The organism is Hyphomicrobium sp. 802 (genome assembly GCF_000526135.1).
In the GTDB taxonomy this organism is placed as follows: Bacteria; Pseudomonadota; Alphaproteobacteria; order Rhizobiales; family Hyphomicrobiaceae; genus Hyphomicrobium_B.
Map to the genome: position 1 here is coordinate 1291472 of NZ_JAFM01000001.1, position 20259 is coordinate 1311730.

Annotated in this window: 18 protein-coding genes and 1 riboswitch; of the genes, 13 read left to right on the forward strand and 5 right to left on the reverse strand. The window is 61.0% G+C overall.

Annotated elements, in window-relative coordinates; genetic code table 11:
• Positions 1-59: 59 nt before the first annotated feature.
• Positions 60-266 carry a hypothetical protein gene (locus HYP802_RS0106440; protein ID WP_013946319.1) on the reverse strand — a complete coding sequence of 69 codons (207 nt, stop codon included), beginning with the start codon at positions 264-266 and terminating at the stop codon, positions 60-62.
• 219 nt (positions 267-485) lie between these two features.
• Here HYP802_RS0106440 and HYP802_RS0106445 point away from each other — a divergent pair, with 219 nt between their 5' ends.
• The 7 genes from HYP802_RS0106445 (at position 486) to cbiB (ending at position 8858) form a co-directional block, all read left to right on the forward strand.
• A complete protein-coding gene (locus HYP802_RS0106445) occupies positions 486-1307 on the forward strand; it encodes a rhodanese-related sulfurtransferase (RefSeq protein ID WP_024275383.1) in 822 nt (273 codons plus the stop codon).
• Positions 1308-1454: 147 nt separating this feature from the next.
• Positions 1455-2417, forward strand: coding sequence for an ABC transporter ATP-binding protein (locus tag HYP802_RS0106450; RefSeq protein WP_024275384.1), 963 nt, complete (start codon positions 1455-1457; stop codon positions 2415-2417).
• A complete protein-coding gene (locus HYP802_RS0106455) occupies positions 2410-3156 on the forward strand; it encodes an ABC transporter permease subunit (RefSeq protein WP_013946322.1) in 747 nt (248 codons plus the stop codon). The genes HYP802_RS0106450 and HYP802_RS0106455 overlap by 8 nt, the downstream gene beginning before the upstream one ends.
• Positions 3157-3165: 9 nt before the next feature.
• Positions 3166-5196: a Gldg family protein gene (locus tag HYP802_RS0106460; RefSeq protein ID WP_024275385.1), complete on the forward strand. Its 2031-nt coding sequence runs from the start codon at positions 3166-3168 to the stop codon at positions 5194-5196.
• A gap of 12 nt (positions 5197-5208) precedes the next feature.
• A complete protein-coding gene (locus HYP802_RS0106465) occupies positions 5209-6225 on the forward strand; it encodes a DUF4340 domain-containing protein (protein WP_024275386.1) in 1017 nt (338 codons plus the stop codon).
• Positions 6226-6342: 117 nt separating this feature from the next.
• Complete coding sequence (gene cobA, locus HYP802_RS0106470; protein ID WP_024275387.1) at positions 6343-7842, forward strand: uroporphyrinogen-III C-methyltransferase; 1500 nt, start codon at positions 6343-6345, stop codon at positions 7840-7842.
• Positions 7843-7883: 41 nt separating this feature from the next.
• Positions 7884-8858 carry an adenosylcobinamide-phosphate synthase CbiB gene (gene cbiB / locus HYP802_RS0106475; RefSeq protein WP_013946326.1) on the forward strand — a complete coding sequence of 325 codons (975 nt, stop codon included), beginning with the start codon at positions 7884-7886 and terminating at the stop codon, positions 8856-8858.
• Here the strand turns inward: cbiB and HYP802_RS0106480 are convergent.
• Genes HYP802_RS0106480 through cobU form a run of 3 tightly spaced genes read right to left on the reverse strand, consistent with a single transcriptional unit; the run spans position 8842 to position 11462 of the window.
• Positions 8842-10314: a cobyric acid synthase gene (locus HYP802_RS0106480; protein ID WP_013946327.1), complete on the reverse strand. Its 1473-nt coding sequence runs from the start codon at positions 10312-10314 to the stop codon at positions 8842-8844. The two genes, cbiB and HYP802_RS0106480, sit on opposite strands and share 17 nt — an antisense overlap.
• Entirely contained in the window at positions 10314-10934 is a 621-nt protein-coding gene (gene cobO, locus HYP802_RS0106485) for a cob(I)yrinic acid a,c-diamide adenosyltransferase (RefSeq protein WP_013946328.1), read from the reverse strand. Before cobO ends, HYP802_RS0106480 begins: the two co-directional genes overlap by 1 nt.
• Before the next feature lie 3 nt (positions 10935-10937).
• A complete protein-coding gene (gene cobU / locus HYP802_RS0106490; RefSeq protein WP_013946329.1) occupies positions 10938-11462 on the reverse strand; it encodes a bifunctional adenosylcobinamide kinase/adenosylcobinamide-phosphate guanylyltransferase in 525 nt (174 codons plus the stop codon).
• 60 nt (positions 11463-11522) lie between these two features.
• A riboswitch (cobalamin riboswitch) is annotated at positions 11523-11708 on the forward strand.
• A 97-nt stretch (positions 11709-11805) separates the two neighbouring features.
• Here cobU and cobW point away from each other — a divergent pair.
• From cobW to cobJ, 6 genes are read left to right on the forward strand one after another with little or no spacing between them, the layout of a single operon-like run.
• Complete coding sequence (gene cobW, locus HYP802_RS0106495; RefSeq protein ID WP_013946330.1) at positions 11806-12843, forward strand: cobalamin biosynthesis protein CobW; 1038 nt, start codon at positions 11806-11808, stop codon at positions 12841-12843.
• Complete coding sequence (gene cobN / locus HYP802_RS0106500) at positions 12843-16109, forward strand: cobaltochelatase subunit CobN (RefSeq protein ID WP_013946331.1); 3267 nt, start codon at positions 12843-12845, stop codon at positions 16107-16109. Before cobW ends, cobN begins: the two co-directional genes overlap by 1 nt.
• Positions 16106-17374 (forward strand): precorrin-3B synthase, encoded by a 1269-nt coding sequence (gene cobG / locus HYP802_RS0106505; RefSeq protein WP_013946332.1) that lies wholly within the window; start codon positions 16106-16108, stop codon positions 17372-17374. The genes cobN and cobG overlap by 4 nt, the downstream gene beginning before the upstream one ends.
• Positions 17371-18000, forward strand: a complete 630-nt coding sequence (locus HYP802_RS0106510) for a precorrin-8X methylmutase (RefSeq protein ID WP_013946333.1) — start codon at positions 17371-17373, stop codon at positions 17998-18000. The genes cobG and HYP802_RS0106510 overlap by 4 nt, the downstream gene beginning before the upstream one ends.
• Positions 17997-18740, forward strand: a complete 744-nt coding sequence (locus HYP802_RS0106515; protein WP_013946334.1) for a precorrin-2 C(20)-methyltransferase — start codon at positions 17997-17999, stop codon at positions 18738-18740. Before HYP802_RS0106510 ends, HYP802_RS0106515 begins: the two co-directional genes overlap by 4 nt.
• Positions 18737-19495 (forward strand): precorrin-3B C(17)-methyltransferase, encoded by a 759-nt coding sequence (gene cobJ, locus HYP802_RS0106520; protein WP_024275388.1) that lies wholly within the window; start codon positions 18737-18739, stop codon positions 19493-19495. The genes HYP802_RS0106515 and cobJ overlap by 4 nt, the downstream gene beginning before the upstream one ends.
• Here cobJ and HYP802_RS0106525 read toward each other — a convergent pair.
• The gene (locus HYP802_RS0106525) at positions 19465-20253 is read right to left on the reverse strand and encodes a cobalt-precorrin-6A reductase (protein WP_024275389.1); all 789 of its coding nucleotides are present in this window, start codon (positions 20251-20253) and stop codon (positions 19465-19467) included. The genes cobJ and HYP802_RS0106525 overlap by 31 nt on opposite strands.
• Positions 20254-20259 lie beyond the last annotated feature (6 nt).

Consider the following 20259-nt stretch of genomic DNA (forward strand, 5'->3'; position numbering starts at 1 on the left):
ATCAGAACGTTTTATAATAAGCGAACGGACGCGAAGCGTCAGTTCAACGAGAACGCTGCTCAGTTCTTCACTTTCCGGTTTGTCTTCCGGTTCATGTACCAATCGGACAGCGTTTCCCAGAATGCGGCGACGGCGACGATGATCGTAATCAGAAATAGTGCAACAACCATCTGGATGACGTCAAAATTGACGGCGTCTTCGGCGACGAACCAGCCTGCGATGGCAGCCGCCAGGAACATCACAGGACGAAGAAGAAGGTTCACCATCTCAAAGGTCTCCAAGACCAATATTTTCCAGCGCTTCTTATAACATGGCTCGAGGACCTAGTGCTTGATTCCGGTCAAGATATTTGCCCGATATTGTTAAGGTTCCGGTGACAGGGAAGGGCTCTTGCACCGGGGCGACGCGGGTCTTAAGGACATGGGCGACCGCATATCGGACAGCCGGGGCGGGCCTTCTCAAACTCAATTGTCGGGACTCATCGCGTGGCCGTCAAAGTCGCTGCCTTCTATAAATTTGTATCGATCGACGATCCGTCGGCGCTTCAAACGTCGCTGCGCGAAGTGTGTGCGGCGCAGGAGATCAAGGGCACCATTCTCGTTGCTAGTGAAGGGATCAACGGCACCGTCTCAGGTGCCAGCGACGCGATCGATACGCTGTTTGCGGCAGTCAGAGCGGACGCGCGCTTTTCCGATCTCGTCGTCAAATTTTCAGAGACGGCGGAGCATCCGTTCCAGCGCCTTAAAGTAAAGATCAAACGCGAGATCGTCACCTTCGGTGTGCCGGGGACAGAGCCGGCCGCCTTAACCGGCGAACTCGTCGAACCGGAAGATTGGAATGCTTTGATTTCCGATCCCGACGTGATCGTCATCGACACGCGTAACGACTACGAATTCGATGTCGGAACGTTCAAAGGCGCGCGCAATCCACAAACGCGATCCTTCACCGAATTTCCCGACTACGTGCGCCGCACGTTGTCAGATAACCGCTCGCAGAAGATTGCGATGTTCTGCACGGGCGGCATCCGATGCGAAAAGGCGAGTTCGTACATGCTTCAGGAAGGCTTCACGAACGTCTACCAACTGCATGGCGGTATCTTACGGTATCTCGAACAGATTGCGCCCGATGAGAGTCTGTGGCGCGGCGAGTGCTTTGTCTTCGATGAGCGCGTTGCGCTGGAACACGGCGTGCGCCCCGGGCAACATACGCTCTGTGTCAAATGTGGATCTCCGATCAAGCGTGCAAGCGAAGGAAATAGCGATCTTTGCGAATGCTGTCGCGATGCGCTCGGTGGCGAAGGCGCGTGAAGTACCTACGTAGAGACGGCGGGAACATCAGGTAATAGGCCGTTTTTGCTGTCTAAAATTTAAGGATATCAAACTTGACCCCTTGGGCTCTTGGCGTCATTCAGCGTTTTCGACTAACGCGCCTTTACCTCACCCAAGGGGATTTCAATGACGGACCTGATCGAAGCCGTCGGACTTGAGAAACAGTTTGGCGAGATCAAAGCCGTTGATGGCATATCGCTCAAAGTTGCAAAGGGCGAAGTTCTAGGATTTCTCGGACCGAACGGCGCCGGTAAGTCCACGACGATGAAGATGATCACCGGCTTTCTCGAACCGGATGCCGGACGGGCCGCAATCTGCGGCGTCGATGTTTTCGAAAATCCGAAAAAAGCCAAAGCACTGTTCGGTTACGTACCGGAAGGGGCTCCGTCTTACGCGGAAATGACGCCGCGCAGTTTTCTCACATTTATCGCGGAAATTCGCGGTTATCGCGGTGTGGAGCTTACGACCCGAATCAATCGCGCGGTCGAGCGTGCGGGTCTCGGTACCGTTTTCGATCAGGTGATCGACACGCTGTCGAAAGGTTACAAGCGCCGCGTCGGCCTCGCGCAGGCCATTCTGCACGATCCGCCCGTGCTGATCATGGATGAGCCGACGGACGGTCTCGATCCGAATCAAAAGCATCACGTTCGCGAGTTGATCAGCGATATGTCTTCGGACAAGGCGATCATCATCTCGACTCATATTCTCGAAGAGGTCGAGGCCGTCTGTTCGCGGGCGATCGTCATCAATCGGGGGCACATCGTCGCCGACGGTACGGCCGACGATCTGATGCAGCGGATGCATTATCACGGCGCGGTATCGCTCAAGGTCATTGCCGAGCGCGGGGACGCCGCGATCGAAGTGCTGTCGAGCGCGAGCAGCGTTGCGAAGGTCGAGACGCTCGGTAAACCGAACGGCCATTTTCTGCTTCGCGCGATCCCGAAGCAGAAGGAGATGGCCGCGGCCGAGGTGGCGGCGCTGCTTCGCGCGCAGAACATTCCGGTCGATGAGCTTTATGTTGAGCGCGGTCGCCTCGACGATGTCTTCCGACAGATCACCATGCCTGAAGACGGAGGCCCAAATGGTTGAGACTTTCGATAACGCTTGGATTATTGCCAAGCGTGAACTTCGCGGATATTTCGCGACGCCGCTGGCGCTCGTGTTTCTAACGGTCTTCGTAGCCCTGACCGGTGCGCTGACGTTCTATGTCGGCAATTTCTTCGAGCGCGGGCAAGCCGATCTGTTCCCGTTCTTCGCCTATCATCCGTGGCTTTATCTGCTGCTCGTGCCTGCGGTGGCGATGCGGCTTTGGGCGGAAGAGCGCAAGACCGGCACCATCGAACTCTTGATGACGTTGCCGATTACGCCGCTTGAAGCGATCCTCGGCAAGTTTCTTGCGGCATGGGCGTTTATCGGCCTCGCGCTGGTGTTGACGTTTCCGATCTGGATTACGGTCAACATTCTTGGTGATCCGGACAATGGTGTCATTCTAACGAGCTACATCGGCAGCTTTCTGATGGCAGGTGCGTTCCTGGCGATCGGCTCGTTCGTTTCGACGCTGACGAAGAACCAAGTCATTGCCTTTATCGTCGCGTCTCTCATCTGCTTCCTGTTTACGATGAGCGGCTTGGAGATGGTGCAGAGTGGGTTGAGGGCTTGGACGCCGGCGTTCTTCGCGTCTGCCGTTTCGTCGATGAGTTTCCTTTCGCATTTCGAGCAGATCACGCGTGGCGTTCTCGATTTGCCGACACTCATCTTCTTCTTCTCGATGATCGTTTTCTGGCTGTTCGCGACGGTGATCGCGATCGACCAGAAGAAAGCGCAGTGAGGTTTGGCCATGTCGAACGGGTTTGGACCCGTCGCCGGCGCATTCAAGGCGACGGTGGCTTATTTCTCGTCATTCAAGAGATCGACACTTGCCTGGGGCGGATTGGCGCTTGGCGCTGTTATCTTACTGTCGGTCAACCTTTCCTCGACGATCGGTCTCAAGGCGTGGAGCGCCGACCTTACGCAAGATCGGCTGTTCACGATTTCGGACGGCACGCGTCAGATCCTGAAGTCGATCGACGAGCCGATCACGGCGCGGCTCTATTTTTCGAAGAACCTTGCCGACGCCTCGCCTGATATCGTGCGCTATTTCGATCGTGTGCGTGAGTTGTTCGAACGCTATCGCGATATCTCGGGCGGCAAGCTGCAGCTTACTATCCTCGATCCCGAGCCATTCTCGGATGCGGAAGACAAAGCCGTCGAAGGGGGCCTTAGGGGGCTCCGCCTCAACGCGGATGGCGACGTTGGATATTTCGGCCTCGTCGCGACAAACGCGACGGATAATCAGCAGGTCATTCCGTTCTTCGATCCGAGCCGCGAGTCGTATCTCGAATATGATGTCACGAAGCTTATTTACTCGCTTGCCAATCCGAAAAAGCGCGCCGTTGGCTTGATGACGTCGCTGCCTCTCGACGGCGGCAAGTCGCCGATGCGGCAGCAACAGACGCAGCCGTGGCTGATGATGGGGCAGATCCGCGAGTTCTTCGACGTCAAACCCATCGACCAGGATGTGAAGGAAATTCCGGCAGGTCTGGACGTATTGATGGTGGCGCAGCCGACGAAGCTGACGCCGGATGCCGCTTACGCCATCGATCAATACGCGCTGAAAGGCGGCAAAGTCTTGATCTTTACCGATCCGGTTTCGGACACGGCGGAGATGCAACTTCTGCAGAACCAGGGCAATGGCGAGAAGGAGTTGACGAAACTTCTCGCGGGTTGGGGCGTGACGTACGACGGTTCGAAGGTCGCGACCGACATCAAGCACGCGCGGCGCGTACAGTTCCAGAATCCGCAGACAGGGCAACCGGCGGTCACAGACTTCGTCGCTTGGCTTGGGCTCGATAAATCGAGCATCAATCCGAAAGACGTGCTGTCGGCGGGCATCGATCAGATCAACGTCGCGTCGGCAGGCTTCTTGAGCAAGAAAGACGGCGCGACGGTCGATTTTTCGCCCATTCTGGAGACGAGCGACAGCGCCGAGGCTGTCAACGTGAAGGATGTCGGCTTTGGCGCCGATCCGCTTGCGCTGCTGCGCAATTACGTTTCCGGCGGTCACAAACTCGTGCTTGCCGCACGCCTTTCGGGCAATGTGACGTCGGCATTCCCGGACGGTCCCCCGAAAGCGGCGGATGCAGCGGCCAAGAAGGACGAGAAAGACAAGTCTGCTGCTAAAGCCGATACGTCAACGGCGGATGCAGCGAAAAAGGATGCAGCCTCCTCCGCCGCGTCGGACACCGCCAAAAACGACCAAGTCAAATCGGGCAAGATCAACGTCATCGTCGTTGCCGATACGGACATTCTGGCGGATCAGTTCTGGGTGAATACCAGCCTCGGCCAGGACGTCGCCATTCCAACGGCGCACAACGCTGCGTTCGTTGTCGGGGCGCTTGAAAATCTTTCCGGCAGCAATGCGCTCATCGCGCTGCGCGGGCGCGGCGTCAAAGACCGGCCGTTCACGCTGGTCGAAGATCTGCGCCGCGGCGCAGAGCAGAAATTCCGCGCGAAGGAAGAAGCGCTGGAAGACAAGCTGAAGACCACGCAAGCGGAGCTGCAGAAAATTCAAGCCTCGGGGAATGGCGGCAGCGCGATCCTTTCCGATAAGGAACAGGAGACCGTCGAGAAGTTCCGCGGCGAGATGGTCGATACGCGGCGTGAACTCCGCAGCGTCAAACTCGCGCTTCGCCAGGACATTGATAACCTCGGCGGCTGGCTGAAGTTCGCGAACATCGCTCTCGTGCCGTTGATGCTCGGCATGGCGGCAGTCGGCGTGTCGTGGCGACGGACACGCCAGCGCCGCAAGACACCGAAGAACGAACGCTGAGGAGGACGCGCGATGAAGCCCAAGACCTTCGTAGCTCTGCTCGGTGCAGCTATCCTTTCGCTGGCGGTTGCGGTGACGGCATTCGTGTCGTCGCGGCCTTGGTCGCCGACCGCCATCATCCACGGCGAAGCGGCACTGCCGGCGCTCACTCCAGCGGAAAATAAAATCGCGGTGATCGAAGTCGAGCAAGGCGGCAATACGATCAAGCTTGCGCTGAAGGACGGAAAGTGGGTGATCGCGAGCCAGCGAGATTATCCGGCGAATGTCGAAGCCGTCCGCAGGTTGCTGCTCAATGCGTCGGAAGCATCGCTCGTCGAACGTAAGACGGCGAAGAAGGATATGCTGCCTATTCTCGGTCTCGGCGATCCGAAAACAAGCTCGTCGCGGCTGATCCGGTTTCTCGATGCGAGCGGACACGCCATTGGCGAGATCGTGGCCGGCAATAGTAAGGCGGATGCGTTCGGAACCAACAAGAACGGCACATATGTTCGCAAGCCGGGGACCGATCAGAGTTGGCTCGCAGACCGGCCGATCGATGCCTCAGCCAAGCTCAGCGATTGGGTGAAGACGCGCGTCGTCGATATTCCGACGAATTCGATCAAGACGGCGTCGATCGAAGTTGCGGGGCAACCGGCCTATCAGATCGATTCGGAGAAGGACGGTTCGCATAAGCTGGCGCAGATGCCGGCCGGCAAGAAGCTCAAGTATGTGAACTCGGTCGATGAGATCATCGAGTCCGCAAGTTATGTCGACTTCCAAGGTGTGCGTAAGGCGGACAAATCCGAGACGCTGCCGGACGCTGGGAAGGTGTCGTACGAGACCGACAAGGGCTTAAAAATTCAACTCGACGTCAAGTCGGACGGCAAGCAGGCCTGGGTCGTCGTCACGCCTTCAGGCACCGGCGACGCTAAGAAGCAGGCCGATGATATCGCGGCGCTAACGGCCGGTTGGGAATTTAAGATTCCGGTGGCGAAGGTGTCGGGCCTGCTTAAGAAGCAAGACGATCTGCTGGAAAATACAGGGTCATAACGCCGTAACGCCGCAGGTTTCGGGCCGGAAAGCCGAGCGCTTGCGCGGCGGGCGTCGAATGGTGCTATAGGTCGGGATTGCCGCAACGGCATTTCCGACCGAACGCATTTATTCGCCATGACCGACCGCAAGACCAGCGACCACAATCAGCAGCAGGATGGCCGAGCCTCGCTCGAGCAACTCGTCCGCTGGCGCCGCGATGTCCGCCGTTTCCGGCCGGACCCGGTTCCTGACGAGCTGATCGACCGCCTTCTGCGCCTTGCGGATCTGGCGCCGTCGGTCGGTAACAGCCAACCGTGGCGCATCGTCAACGTGCGTTCGGCCGAAACGCGCACAACCATCATCAAGAATTTCCAAGTGGCACGGGACCGGTCGGCTGAAGCCTACGCCGGGGATCAGGCGGATCTTTATAACCGGCTCAAGCTCTCCGGCTTCGATGCTGCGCCGGTGCATCTCGCGGTGTTTTGCGACAGGAGCGCTTTGCAAGGCCACGGTCTCGGCCGGCAGACAATGCCCGAGACGCTCGATCATTCGTGTGCGTGCATGGTGACGGTGCTGTGGCTTGCGGCACGCGAGGCGGGGCTTGGGCTGGGCTGGGTGTCGATCATCGATCCGGCGGAGGTTTCAAAGGCGCTCGATGCACCCGCCGACTGGAAGCTCGTCGGCTATCTTCTGCTCGGCTGGCCGGAGGAAGAGCATCTCGATCCGGAGCTGCAACGTTATGGTTGGCAGCCGCGCACGCCGTTCGAGACCCGCTATTTTGAAGCCGGATCGATAGCGGAGCGGGCGGGCGTGCAGGCTGACGAGCCAAAGGCATCCGGCGTGCCGATGGGAACCGTTACATTGGTTGGTGCCGGTCCGGGCGATCCGGAGCTTTTGACGTTGAAGGCGCTGAAGGCGCTGCAATCGGCCGATGCCGTGCTGTTCGACGACCTTGTGGCCAAGCCGATCCTCGAATTCGTGCGGCCCGGCGCGCGGATGATCGACGTCGGCAAGCGCGGCTATCGCACATCCTGCAAGCAGCCGGACATCAACGCGACGATGGTTTCGCTGGCTCGCGAGGGCCTCAAGGTGGTCCGCCTCAAATCGGGCGATCCGCTGATTTTCGGGCGCGCGGGCGAGGAGATCGAGGCCTGCCGCAGCGCGGGCATTCCGATCAGCATCGTGCCGGGGGTGACGTCGGCGCAGGGTGCGGCCGCCAGCCTCAAAGTTTCGCTGACGAACCGCGATCACGCGCGGCGGCTGCAGTTCATCACGGCGCATGATCGTCGCGGACATCTGCCGGAAGATATCGATTGGAGCGCGGTTGCCGACAGCGCGGCGACGACGGTCATCTACATGCCCAAGCGAACGCTTGCGGAACTGACCGACGTAGCGCTGGTGCACGGCCTCGATCCCAATACGCCGACGATTGCGGTTGCGAATGCGACGCGACCGGACGAGCAGGTTTTTATAGCGACCCTCGCGACGATCGCGGCTGAGCTTCATGCGGCGCATCCGGACGGTCCGGTGCTTGTGATGGTCGGTGAAGCGCTGCGCTACGCGACTGTTCGCGATGTCTCGGAGCAGGCCGATGCTATCGTTGCGGCGCTCGATGTCATGCCGGGGCAGTCATGATGACGTGCCGTGCTCTGTACGTCCTGCCCGCATAGCCGCCCGTGACAGCCGCACAAACGCTCTTCGTCCTTGTCGGCGCTCTCGCGCTTGAGGCCACGTTCGGATATCCGGACTGGCTTTATCAGCGTATTGGGCATCCCGTATCGTGGCTAGGGCGATTCATTTCCTTTCTCGATAAAAAGCTCAATCGGGAAACCGACAGCTCGCAAGTCAGGCGCAACAAGGGCGTGCTGGCGCTCGGCATTCTTATCGTCATTACCGGTGTCATCGCCTGGGCGTTGGAGCAGTTTTTCGATCACGTTGCCTTCGGGGCGTTTTTCATTGCGCTCTTGGCGTCGATGCTGATTGCGAGCCGGAGCCTTTACACGCACGTCGAAGATGTGGCGCGGGCGCTTGATCAATATGGTCTGGACGAGGCGCGGCAGGCGGTCGGTCGTATCGTCGGGCGCAATCCGAAAACGCTCGATGCGCACGGCGTGGCGCGTGCAGCTATTGAAAGCCTTGCTGAAAATGCCTCGGATGGCATCGTGGCGCCGGTGTTCTGGTTTGCGATCTTGGGGCTGCCAGGCCTTGTCGTTTATAAGGCCATCAACACGGCTGACAGCATGATCGGGCATCGGACGCCGCGGCATGAGGCGTTCGGTTGGGCGTCAGCGCGTCTAGATGATTTCGTCAATCTGCCTGCTTCGCGATTGACAGCCCTGCTGCTGGCGCTGGCGAGCATCTTCACGCCGGGTGCGTCGGTGGCGGGAACGCTCGAAGCTGTGGCGCGCGATGCATCGAAGCATCGTTCGCCGAACGCGGGCTGGCCGGAGAGCGCGCTCGCGGGCGCACTCGGGCTGAAGCTCAACGGTCCGAAGGTCTACGGCGAGACGCGCGTTGAAGATGCCTACATGGGCGACGGCAAGCGCGATGCGACAGCAGAAGATATTCGCGCTGCGCTGCGGCTGACGACGACGGCATGGGGCGTCATGGTCGGCAGCCTGCTGCTCATCGCAATCATCTTGCCAGGCTGAGGAGTTCTTCGATTGCGATGTGTTGGGCGAGGTGCTCGGCAAAGCGATCGAGGATGGCGTCGATTTCGGTATCGTAGCTGAGCGCAGATGCTTCCATGCCCAAAGAGGCCAGAAAGGTCTGGCGTGCAGCGTCCGACGTAAATAGGCCGTGAATGTAGCATCCCGAGACGCGGCCGTCTGGCGAGGTGGCGCCGTCGCGGTGGCCGTCGGGGAAGGTTACCATGGGGCGCGCGGTGTCTGGCCCAGTCGTCTTGCCGACGTGCATTTCATAGCCTTCAAACGGCGCTATGGAACCCGTAAGCGTGCCGGAAACGCGCTCTAGCGTTTTCTCGGTGCCGAACTCGGTTTCGATATCGAGAAGGCCGAGGCCATCGACGGCGCGCGGCGGGCCTTCGATGCCATTCGGATCGGCGATGCGTTTCCCAAGCATCTGATAGCCACCACACAGCCCGAGCACACGGCCGCCGCGGCGAACATGCGCTTTGATGTCGATGTCCCAGCCTGCGGCGCGCAAGGCTGTTAGGTCATCAATGGTTGTCTTCGAGCCCGGCAGTAGAACGAGATCGGCGTGTGCCGGAATCGGCTGACCGGGTTCGATCAGTTCGACGATGACGCCAGGTTCGTTGCGTAGCGGATCGAGGTCGTCGAAATTCGAGATGCGCGGCAGCAACGGCACAGCGATGCTCAGTTTCGTTTCACCACCGGACCTCGATGTTTTCATGAGGTCGCGCAATCCGAGCGCGTCTTCAGCGGGAAGCTTGCGAGCGTCGGGGAAGAACGGCACGAGGCCGAGCGGCGTCCATCCGGACAGATTTGCAATTGCCGTCATGCCATCGGCGAATAGCGTCGGGTCGCCGCGCATCTTGTTGATGATGAAGCCGCGGATCATGGCCGCGTCGTCGAGATCGAGGACGTGGCGTGTACCGACGACGCTGGCGATGACACCGCCGCGGTCGATGTCGCCGATCAGTACGACCGGAACGTCGGCGGCGCGTGCGAAGCCGAGATTGGCGATGTCGTTCGCACGCAGGTTGATCTCGGATGCGCTGCCTGCGCCTTCGACGAGAACGAGATCGGCGTTCGCTTTGAGGCGCGCGAAGCTGTCGAGAACGGCAGGCAGAAGCTCTTTCTTTTTCGATTGAAAATCGCGCGCTTTCGCCGAGCCGCGCATTTTGCCTTGCACGACGATCTGCGCGCCGGTTTCGGTCTCGGGCTTCAGCAGCACCGGATTCATGTGCACGGATGGCGCAACGCGCGCGGCTCGCGCTTGCAATGCCTGGGCGCGGCCGATTTCGCCGCCGTCGGCCGTGACCGCGGCATTGTTCGACATGTTCTGGGGCTTGAACGGAACGACGCGAACCCCGCGGTTGGAGAACAAACGGCAAAGCCCGGCGACGATCAGCGATTTGCCAACGTCGGAGCCGGTACCTGAGAACATCAACGCGCGCGCAGGCATCAGAATTCGATGCCTTCCTGAGCTTTGATGCCGGCGGCGAAATGGTGCTTCACGGCACCCATTTCCGTCACGCCATCCGCGAGCGCGATCAATTCCGGTTTGGCGTTGCGGCCGGTGACGACGACATGAAGATCGGGCCGCCGCGTGCGGAGCGTTTCGAGCACGTCATCGAGCAGCAGATAGTCATAACGCAGCGCGATGTTGAGTTCGTCGAGAATGAGCAGACGAATGGATGGATCGGCCATCAATTCTTTGGCCTTCGCCCAGGCGCGTGTGGCGGCGGCAATGTCGCGGGCCTTGTCTTGTGTTTCCCAGGTGAAGCCTTCGCCCATCGTGTGCCAGGAGATCTGATCGCCGAAGCGTTCAAGCGCGTCGCGTTCGCCGGTCTTCCACGCGCCTTTGATGAACTGGACGACGCCGACGCGCCAGCCGTGTCCAAGCGCGCGCAGCACGAGGCCGAATGCGGCCGTCGATTTGCCTTTGCCGGGGCCGGTGTGGACGAGCAGCACGCCTTTTTCGATCTGTTTCGAGGCGACCTCGGCATCTTGCACGGCTTTGCGCTTTGCCATCTTGGCTTTGTGACGCTCGGCATCATCGACCGTGGTGGGATTGTTGCTCACGGCTCAGCCTTTCAACGTCAGCGGCAGTCCGGCGGCGACAAAAATGACCTTGTCGGCGGCTGCTGCGATCTTCTGATTGAGCCGGCCGGCTTCGTCGCGGAAGGCGCGGGCGAGCGCGTTGTCCGGCACGATGCCGAGGCCGACCTCATTCGAGACCATCACACAGGGCGCGACGCGTTTTGCGACGGCGGCCAGCAACGCGTCGCTTGCCTCCGGAACGGGGCGGTTGGCGTGCATCAGATTGGAGGTCCAGAGCGTAAGGCAATCGACCAGCGAGGGAAGCTCTGCAACACGGTTGGCCAGCACGTCGGCAATTTCGAGGGGCGATTCGTGATCGACCCAGCCCGCGCCACGGCGGCTCTTGTGGTGCTTGATGCGGCTGTACATTTCGTCGTCGAACGCTTCCGCCGTGGCGACATAAGCCCAAGGCCCGGGAATGCCTGTCAAAAGGCCTTCCGCATAGGCGCTTTTACCGGAACGGGCGCCCCCGAGGATGAGGGTCAGCTGCGGGAGGTGCAAAGTCGTCATTATAAACTTTCGGTCGTGCCGCAGAGGCCGCTATTGCGATTGACGTAAGATGTGGGCTCACTTATCGATTGGGACGACGGTCCCTCGCAAGAGGGTTCAAAAGGGAATGCGGTATTTACTCCGCAGCTGCCCCCGCAACTGTGCGCGGTGAGCATAGGCGAGAACGCCACTGGGCAACAGCCCGGGAAGGTCGCCCAATGCCAAGACCCGCGAGCCAGGAGACCTGCCGTCAACGAGATTTCCAACTTATCGCCGGTGGGGCGAGAAAGGTTAAGATGCACTTCAGAACATGCCGCGCGTCTGGCCGGTCTTCCGAAAATTCAATGTCTGTGGAGGCGGGGCAATGAGCACGCGCAAGGTTCCCGTCACGATCGTCACCGGCTTTTTGGGAGCGGGCAAAACGACACTCGTTCGCCATGCCGTTGAGAACGCGCAAGGCCGCCGCTTGGCGCTGATCGTCAACGAATTCGGCGATGTCGGCGTGGACGGGACGATCCTCCGGTCATGCGGCATTGAGAACTGCCCGCAAGAAAACATCATCGAGCTGACAAACGGCTGCCTGTGTTGCACCGTCGCTGACGATTTCATTCCGACGCTTGAAGCGCTTTTGGCGCGCGAGCCCGCGCCGGAGCACATCATTATCGAGACGTCGGGCCTCGCGCTGCCGAAGCCGCTGGTTAAAGCTTTCGAGTGGCCGGATATCCGCAATCGTGTGACGGTTGATGGCGTGGTGACGGTCGTTGATGCCCCGGCCGTGCGCGCCGGTCGCTTCGCCGACGATCCGGTGAAGGTCGCGGCGCAGCGCGAAGCAGATCCGTCCGTCGATCATGAAAATCCGCTGGAAGAGGTTTACGAGGATCAGCTGCTCTGCGCCGACCTCGTCGTGCTCAACAAGTGCGATCATCTTTCGCCGGAAGACGCGGCTTTGATCGCGCAAGACATTCGCAGCATGGTGCCGCGGGCAATCAAGATCGTGGCAACGCAAAATGGGGTCGTTCCGACAGATGTGCTGCTCGGCATTTCGGCAGCTGCGGAAGATGATCTCGCCGCTCGACCTTCGCATCACGATGCCGAACCGGAACACGATCACGACGATTTCGAGACGTTCATCGTCGAAGTGCCGGAGCTATCGTCGCCCGACGATCTTGCGCAGCGCGCAAAAGCGATCGCCAACGATCATGACGTGCTGCGTGTAAAGGGCTTCGCGGCCATTGGCGGGAAGCCAATGCGGCTCCTTTTGCAAGGGGTCGGCGAGCGGATCGACACGCGTTACGAACGTGCATGGCAATCGGGCGAGGCGCGGGTGGGCCGGCTGGTCGTCATCGGTCAGAAGGGGCTTGATCGCGACGGCATCACTCGGACCCTGACGGGCGCTGCCTGATGCATATCGTCGTTCGCGAGAGCCGGGATCTGGACGAGGCTGCCGCGCCTCAAGATCTCGGACTCGCGCCCGCCGATATCGTTTTTCTGTCGTTTTCCGATTCCGACCTTGCGATGGCGGCGGCTGCATTTCGCGGCGCTGAGAGCACGCAGCCGAGTGTGCGGATTTCGAACCTCAATGCTTTGCGCCACCCGATGTCGGTTGATCTATTTTCCGACGCGACGCTGAAAGGCTCGAAGGCCGTGCTCGTGCGCCTGCTGGGCGGCCTCGACTATTGGCGGTATGGCGGCGAGCAACTCGGGCGGCGCTGCCGCGAACTGGGAATTGCACTTGCTATCGTGCCGGGCGACGGGCGGCCGGACATTCGACTCTCGGCGTTGTCGACGCTTGGTTCGGATGAGCTGGCGCGGCTTGAGGCTCTGCTCGACGTGGGCGGCATCGAGAATACGCGCATGGCTTTGCTGGCGATGCTCGGCAAACGTGACGCGCGTGGAAAAATTGCACAGCCGCGAGAGATTCCGAATTTCGGCGTCTATCGGGAAAGCGCGCAATCCGTTGCTGCGCTCGGGGCGGCTGCCGTTGTTTTCTATCGCTCACATTTGCTTGCGGGCGATGTTGCGCCAGTCGATGCTTTGGTAGATGCACTTGAAGATCGCGGCTTGGCGGTGGCGGCGCTCTACGTTCCGAGCCTGAAGGCAGCGGATACCGCGGCTTGGCTTCAGGATGAGCTGCAACGTCTCCGGCCGAGCGTCATCGTCAATGCGACAGCGTTTGCCTCACGCGACGGCGCGGATGCCTCGCCGCTCGACGTTGCGGATTGTTCGGTCCTGCAGGTCGCGCTCGCCAATTCGAAATTTACGCTTTGGGAGAAGTCGCAGCGCGGCGTCAGTGCCGCGGACCTTGCGATGCACGTCGTTTTGCCGGAACTCGACGGACGGTTGTTTGCGGGCGTCGTATCGTTCAAGGAAGCGGACACGCTGGGAACCGAACTCGGCGTGTCGTTGCTGCGCCATGTGCCTTATAAGCCAAGCGTTTCGCATGTTGCCGAGCTTGCCGCGCGTTGGGCGAGGCTTCGTTCAGCCCCGCGCCATGATCTTCGCATCGGTCTGTTGCTCTCGACGTATCCGGGGCGGCCGGATCAGATCGCGCACGCGGTTGGACTTGATGGCCTTGAGAGCGCGTGCAGGATCGCATCGCATCTCGAAGACGCGGGTTATGACGTCGCCTGTCGCCCGTCGGACAGTCGCGATCTCGTGGCGCAACTCGATCCAGCGAAGGCAATCGGGTGGCCGCTTGATGCTTACCGTTCGGCGTTCGATGCTCTGCCAGAAGCCTTTAAAGAAAGCGTCGTCAGCGCCTGGGGACCGCCAGAAGATGATGACGCACTCGTTGGTAATACGTTCCGCTTTCGTGTTGCGCCGTGCGGAAATCTTTTGATTGGACTGCAGCCGGAACGCGGGCAGGCGCTTGACCGGAAGGCGCAGTATCACGATCCGGCGACGCCGCCGCGGCACAGCTATGTCGCGTTCTATCTCTGGCTGAGACACGTCGCAAAGATCGACGCGCTTATTCATCTCGGCGCGCACGGCACGCTCGAATGGCTGCCAGGCAAAGCCGTTGCGGGCAGCGAAATGTGTGCGCCGCGCGCGCTGGTTGGCCCTACGCCGATGATCTATCCGTTCATCGTCAATGATCCCGGCGAAGCGGCGCAGGCGAAGCGGCGGCTATCTGCCGTGACGCTCGGACATAAGCCGCCGCCGATGACGGATGCCGGTTTGTCGGGGCCGTTGAGTGAAGTTGAACGGCTGGTCGATGAATTCGCGTCGGCGGAAGGTCTTGATCCGAGGCGGCGCAAGGTTCTGTCGGATCAGATCGTCGACGCCGCCATTCGTGCCGGAATTGCGGCCCAGTGCGGCCTCGATGCGGGCATGGCGGCGAGCGAAGCATTGACCCGCATCGACGCCTTTTTGTGCGATGTGAAAGAGCTGTCGATCCGCGACGGGCTGCATATCCTCGATGAGGTGGAGCTTGAAGCGATCACTCGGACGCTTGCTGGAAAATTCATCGCGCCGGGTCCTGCTGGAGCGCCGAGCCGAGGGCGATCTGATGTACTGCCGACAGGACGCAATCTTTTCAGTGTCGATCCGCGCAGCGTGCCAACCGCAACGGCGTGGGCGAACGGCAAGCGTGCAGCGAAAGCAATCCTCGATCGCTATCTCTCCGATCATGGCGAATGGCCCCGCGCGATCGTGCTCGATCTTTGGGGCAGCGCAACGCTCAGAACCGGTGGCGAGGAACTCGCGACCGCGCTGGCGCTGCTTGGCGTTCGCCCCGTCTGGGATCAGCGCTCCTATCGCGTGACGGGCGTCGAGACCGAGGCATTGGCGGAACTTGGACGTCCGCGTGTTGACGTGACGCTGCGGATTTCAGGACTTTTTCGCGATATGTTTGGAGCGCAGCTTGCGTTGTTTGATAGCGCCGTCGCGCTCGTTGCCAGTCTTGAAGAAGATGCCGGCGATAATCCGCTGCGCCCGGCCTCGTCGTCCGAAGCAAAGCTCGATCGCATTTTCGGACCGGCCGGCGGCAGCTTCGGTGCTGGCGTAATGCAGCACATCGACCGCGGCGACTGGAGCGAGCGTGGCGATCTTGGGCGGTCGTATCTCGCCAGCACACAGGCGGCGTATCGTGGCGATGGTTCGGAAGCGACGAGCGCGAGCTTTGAAAAACGCGTGAAATCGGCAGACGCCTTCGTGCATGTGCTGGATCACAGCGAGATCGACCTGCTGACTGGCGGTGACTTTGCGGCACACGAAGGTGGGTTCGCGGCTGCCGCTGCTTCTCTCGGAAACGATCGCGTTGCGCTTTATCATGGCGATACGGCAACGCCAGATGCGCCGCGGGTTCGCACGCTGCAGGAAGAATGTGCCCGTGTGATTCACGGGCGCGCTGCAAACATCCGGTGGATCGAGGGCCAGATGCGTCATGGCTTCCGCGGTGGCGCGGAGATGGCGCAGAGCGTTGACGCGGCATTCGCCTTCGCGGCGACGGCGCGGGCCGTCGACAACGGCGGCTTCGAGCGGCTCTACGAAGCATATCTCGGTGACCCAGTGGTCGCAGCGTTTCTTGCGCGCGAGAACCCCGACGCAATCGCGGCAATGCGGCGCCGGTTCGAGGAGGCGATTGCGCGCGGGCTTTGGCAGCCGCGACGCAACGATCTCGGCGAAATCGCAAACAAAGACGATTCATCGCGCGAGGCAGCGGAATGACGTCGGCGGATCATTTGAGGAAAGGCTGGTGTCCAGGCGCGCATCGTCCGATGCGTTCGGGCGATGGGCTTCTGGTGCGTGTGCGTCCACGCGCCGGCGCACTTTCGCTCAGTTCGTTGCGAGCCATCGGTACGATCGCCGCTCAGTTCGGGTCCGGCGACATTGATTTGACTAATCGCGGCAATCTGCAGATCAGAGGCGTTGGTGACGGCGCGTTCGCAGTGCTTCTCGGTGCCCTGGATACGGCAGGTTTGCTCGACCCGTCTGCGGACGCGGAAGCCGTGCGCAACGTCGTCGTCGATCCGTTGAGCGGGCTTGATCCGCGGCGTGCGGATATTTGCGATCTCGCGGCAGCGCTGGAGACGATCCTGCTGCGAGATGCGCGCTTATGGTCTCTGCCCGCAAAATTCGGTTTCAGTTTTTCGGGCGTGGCGACGCCGCGCATCGGCGGACGCAGCGCGGATATCATGATGTCCGCCCGCGATGATTTTTTCTCCATCGTGCTCGATGGTGCGATTGGAATGGGCTGCGAAGTTGCGCGCGGAGAGGTCGTCGATGCCATGCATCGTCTGGCGCTGGCGTTTATCGAGCTGAAGGCAAACGACGCGAGTTTTCGGCGTATGCGCGACGCGGTTGCTCAGTTCGGCGTCGCAAGGGTATTTGCAATGGCAGGTTTGCCGCTTCCGACGGCCGCGGATGAAGCGGTAGCAGACAGTGTGCCTGTGGGATTGCTGCAGCGGAATGACAGCGTGTTCGGAGCTGGCGTCGGTTTTCCCTTCGGGCGGATTACGGCTGATCAGCTTGCCGCGCTTTGCGATCACGCCGCAGTGGCGGGCGCTGAAGACGTTCGCACAAGCCCAGAACGCGTGTTCGTCTTTCCACTGCAGGATGCGATGCATGCGCACGAATTGCTTCGGGGCGCCAATGCCGCAGGACTGATCGTGCAAGAAGACGATATACGGCTCGCGATGGATGTCTGTCCGGGCGCGCCTGGGTGCAAAAATGCGCGCACGGATACGCGGCGGGATGCGCAGCGCTTTGCCGACACGTTTGCGGGTTCGTTGCACGGCTGCTCGCTGCATATTTCCGGATGCGAGAAGGGGTGCGCGCGGCGGACGGAAGCACGTCTGACGCTCGTCGGCCGCGACGGCCGGTACGATATCATCAGAGACGGTTCAGCGGATTCGATGCGCGTACACGATACGATCAATGCTGACGACATGAGCACGACGATTTCGCGCTTGATCCTGGAGCCCGCAGTATGACGGTACAAGACTACATTCGCGACGGAGCGGCGATATACGCGCGCTCGTTTGCGATCATCCGGGCAGAGGCGGATCTCGCCGGGTTGTCACCGGTCGAGGAGCGCGTCGCGGTGCGGATCATCCACGCCTGCGGCATGGTCGAGGTGGCCCGCGATATTGTGATGTCACCAACGTTTGCGCGCGATGCCGAGGCGGCGCTCAAAGCGGGGGCGCCGATCCTCTGCGATTCGATGATGGTCGCGGATGGTATTACGCGGGCGCGCCTTCCGGCGAAGAACGAGGTCGTTTGTACACTGCGCGATCCGCGCGTGCCTGAGATCGCGGCACAGATCGGCAATACGCGCACGGCCGCTGCCATGGAGCTTTGGCGGCCGAAGCTTGCGGGCTCCATCGTTGTTGTCGGAAACGCCCCGACGGCGCTGTTCCGGCTGTTCGAAATGCTCGATGCGGGCGCGCCAAAACCTGCTGCTGTCATCGGAATGCCGGTTGGCTTCGTCGGTGCGGCTGAATCGAAAGAGGCGTTGGCGGCTGACGGGCGCGTTCCATTTGCAATCGTCAAAGGCCGCAAAGGCGGAAGCGCTATGGCTGCGGCAGCCGTCAATGCGCTCGCAAGTGAGGCCGAATGAGCGAGGTTAAATCCGGCACGTTGTTCGGCGTCGGGCTTGGGCCTGGCGATCCGGAGCTGATGACGCTCAAGGCGGTGCGCGTCCTGAGTTCAGCGCCGGTCGTTGCGCATTTCCGCAAGGCGGGACGCACGGGACACGCGCGAGCCATTGCGAATGCTCATATCCGCGCCGACGTCGTCGAGGCGGCGTTCGAATATCCCGTGACGACTGAGATTGATTTCCGAGAGGATGGATACGTTTCGGCGATCCGCGATTTCTACGAAGAGAGCGCGGCGGCGATTGTCGCTCATCTCGAAGGCGGTAGAGATGTGGCGTTGCTATGCGAGGGCGATCCATTTTTCTACGGATCGTTTCTGCACATGTATGATCGCATCAAGGCTGCACATCAGGTGATGGTCATCCCTGGGATCACGGGAATGTCGGGATGCTGGACGGCGGCGCAGGCGCCGATCACCTACGGTGACGACGTCATGACAGTGTTGCCGGGTACGCTCGATGAAGAGGCGCTGACGAAACACCTTGGCGTTGCCGACGCGGCCGTGATCATGAAGGTTGGCCACAACATCGAGAAGATCAAACGGGCGCTGAGCGCGGCGGGTCGTTTCGACGATGCAATTTATGTAGAGCGCGGAACGATGCCGGGCGAGCGCATCGCGAAGCTGTCTGACCTCGGAGAGTGCGCGGTTCCCTATTTCTCAATTGTCCTGCTTCCGGGCGGACGAGGACGGCGCATCGCATGAATGGACAGTTGACTATCGTGGGGCTTGGGCCCGGTCCGAAAGGTTGGGTGACGCCTGCGGCGACCGATGTCGTCGGCGGGGCGGATGTCATTCTGGGGTACGCGCCCTATGTTAATCGTTTGACGCCGCGGGCCGGCCAGATTTTGGAGGCTTCCGACAATCGCGAGGAGTTGGCGCGGGCGGAACGTGCGCTCGAACTTGCCGCGAGCGGACGTCGCGTTGCGATCGTGTCGGGTGGAGATCCGGGCGTCTTTGCCATGGCGGCGGCGGTTTACGAGGCCGTCGAGAAAAATCCGGCGGCTGCAGACGGCGTCGATATTCGTGTCGAGCCTGGTGTTACCGCGATGCTGGCGGCGGCGGCGCGGATCGGGGCGCCGCTGGGGCACGATTTCTGCGCCATTTCGTTGTCCGATAATTTGAAATCTTGGGCGACGATCGAGAAGCGGCTGCGTCTTGCGGCCGAAGCTGATTTCGTTATTGCGCTCTACAACCCGGCATCGAAGGCGAGGCCGCAGCAGATCAGGTCGGCGTTCGAGATTTTGGGTGACGTGTTGCCTGCTGAAACGCTCGTCGTGTTCGCGCGCGCGGTTGGACGCCCAGATGAAGAGATCGATATCGCGACGTTAGCAACCGCGACCGACATGGCGTGCGATATGCGCACGCTCGTGATGATTGGATCGCGTGCGACGCGGACCGTGCAGGCGAGCGATGGGCGCGCGTGGGTTTATACGCCGAGGTCGGAGCGCGAGCGATGATGGGTTGCGATCCAGGTCAGCGCCTCGTCTGCGGAGGACACCTTCGTGCGATCTGGGATCGCCGGCCGGCGAACCATGTGGACCGCAATGCCGAGCTGGCGCGCAGCTTCAATCTTGGCATAAGCGGCACTGCCGCCTGCATTCTTCGCCAGCACGTAGCGGATGTCATAGTCCGCGAACAGCCGGGCATCCTCGCCCGTTCGGAACGGTCCACGCGCGGCGATGAGTTCGGAGTTGATCAGCTCACAGGGCAGCTCGAGCGGATCGACGACGCGGATCAGATAACGATGCAGCGGCGCGCGACAGAGCGCGTCGATGGCCTGGCGTCCCAAACCCGAAAAGACGTCTTGAGGCTCAGTGGGAAGAGCGGCAATCGCGGCATCGATGCTGTCGTGCTCAATCCAGTTGTCACCTTCGACCGGCGTCCAAGCCGGGCGTTCGATGGCGAGCAGCGGAATGTTGGTGGCCGCCGCGGCCGCCACGGCGTTGGCGCTTATCTGCGCCGCGAAAGGGTGCGTGGCGTCGATCAGCAGGTCAATCTTTTCCTGGCGCAGGTAAGCGGCAAGTCCGTCGCTCCCGCCGAAACCGCCAACGCGCGTCGGAAGCCTGCTTGCTGCGGGATTGGCGGTTCGTCCGGCGAGCGAAAGCGTCGCTTCGATGTTGTCGGCCGTCGCAAGACGGTCGGCGAGCGTTGCCGCTTCGGTTGTTCCGCCGAGGAGCAGGATGCGCAGCGGTGTCGTCGTGATCGCTTTTGTCATGTGAGC